Here is a 1,790-nt window from a genome sequence, read left to right as displayed (position 1 = left end):
CGGGCCGACCGGGGCAGCGCCACGGCGACCCGCCGGGAACCGCCCGGACCCGCCGTGCCGGACCCGGCGTCCGGGGCGCGCAGCGGGGCCAGCGACCGCGCGAACCGCTCGGCCCAGGCGCCCGACACGGAGTCCGCCACGGCGGCGGTCCCGTTGTCCGGCACGTCCGGCCGCCCGCCGGTGCCGTGCGCCGACGGAGCCGCGGCACCGTGCGGCGGCCGTCCGGCCCCGGGGGCGGGGTGCGGTTCCGGCCCTCCGGCGCCCGGGACACCGGAGGGCCGCGGCCCGGAGCCGGGGCTTCCGGCCGCCGCCCGGGCGCGGTCCGCGGCTTCGCGGGAGGTGCGGTACGAGGCGCCGGGCGAGGTGTCGTAGGAGGTGCCGGCCGAGGTGTCGTACGAGGTGCCGGGCGAGGTCTCGTGGGAGGTGCCGGGCGAGGCGTTGTCGTAGGAGGTGCCGTACGAGCCGGTGGACGAGGTGCCGTACGGGCCGGGGTCCCGGCCGGTGCCGGCCGGCTCCCCCGCGCCCGCCGGGCCCGTGCCGGGGCGCGGCCGCGTTTCCGGGCGCACCGAGCCCGTGCCGCTGGTCGTCGGGGCCGCGCCGGAGGCGGAATGACCCCGCTGCGGGGCGGTCGGGAGGTGTATCACGCGGAGCCCCGTCGCGACGTCGCCGCTGAGCATCGCCACCGCCCCGCACTCGCCGAAGGCGGGCGACGAGGCGCGGGCCGCCTCGAAGTTGGCCAGCAGCGGCGCCGTGGGGGAGGCCGCCGGGGTCTCCACCAGGCAGAGCAGATGGATGCCCACGGAGCGCCCCGAGGCGGCGAGCCGGACGGTGGCCTCCCGCAGCGAGGCGGAGCCGGGGTCGCCGTCGACGATCATGACCGTGTACGGCCCGGTGTGCGGCCCCGGCGGGCTCCCGGCGGCTCCGGTACCGGGCGGCGGGGCCTCGTCCAGCCGCCGGACCAGCTCCGCGATCCGGGCCGTGGCCTGCTCCCGGTCGTAGGCGAGGAGCAGCCGGCAGTCCTGGCCGTGCGCCGGGCGCAGCTGGGGCAGCCAGCCGAGCCAGGACCAGTCGGCGATCCGCTGCCGGGCGTCCCGGCCGCGGTCCGTGCTGATCAGCACGAGTTCGAGGTCGGTGGGGGAGTGCAGGGCCGCCAGCTGCGCGACCACGGAGCGGGCGAGTCCGGTCAGCCGGGCACGCGGCCCGGCGAGGCCGAGGGAGCCGGTGCGCCGCAGGTCCACGGTGACGGGGACGGCCGGTGCGGTGCGCCGGTCCGCGGTGCCGAGCCGGACGACGAGGGCGTCCGGGTGCCCCGGGCCGCGCTCCCACAGCCGGGGGCCGGGGCCGAGGGCGGTCAGCAGGATCTCGGAGGGGTCCGGCCAGCGCCGGTTCGCCTCGGCGGCCTCGGCGGTGGCCCACCGGTCGTACGGATCGCGCTCGGGCGGCGCGGTCTCCTCGGGGCCGGGCCGGGCCGCGGGACGCCCGCCGCCGGCCAATCGGCGCGCCCACGCCCCTATGCCGCGACCGGTGCGGCCCTCCCGCTGCCCCGCGTCGGGGGCGTCGTCCGCCGGGCGGCGGGCGGGGGCGGAGGGCCGCTGCCCCCCGTGTGTGTCTCCGGCGGGGTGCGGGGCCGCGGTGAAGCCGGGCGGCATCGGACTGCCGCGCGGCGGCGTACTCTGCGGCCGGCCTTCCCGGCCCGTGCCGCCGGCCGCGAAGGCCGGGTCCTGCCCGGCGGGATACGGGCCGAACCCCTCGCCGCTCGTCGTCGGCCGGGCCACACCGGCGGGCGTGCG

Annotated in this window: 1 pseudogene; it reads right to left on the bottom strand. The window is 81.1% G+C overall.

Annotation, left to right across the window (positions count from 1 at the left end):
- A pseudogene (locus GCU69_RS32980) lies at positions 1 to 1,493 on the bottom strand (FHA domain-containing protein); the annotation flags it as partial.
- Positions 1,494 to 1,790 lie beyond the last annotated feature (297 nt).

It is taken from the genome of Streptomyces lycii (assembly GCF_009735685.1).
In the GTDB taxonomy this organism is placed as follows: Bacteria; Actinomycetota; Actinomycetes; order Streptomycetales; family Streptomycetaceae; genus Streptomyces; species Streptomyces lycii.
The sequence above is the reverse complement of the archived record's forward strand: the minus strand, read 5'-3'. Positions and strand labels throughout refer to the sequence as shown.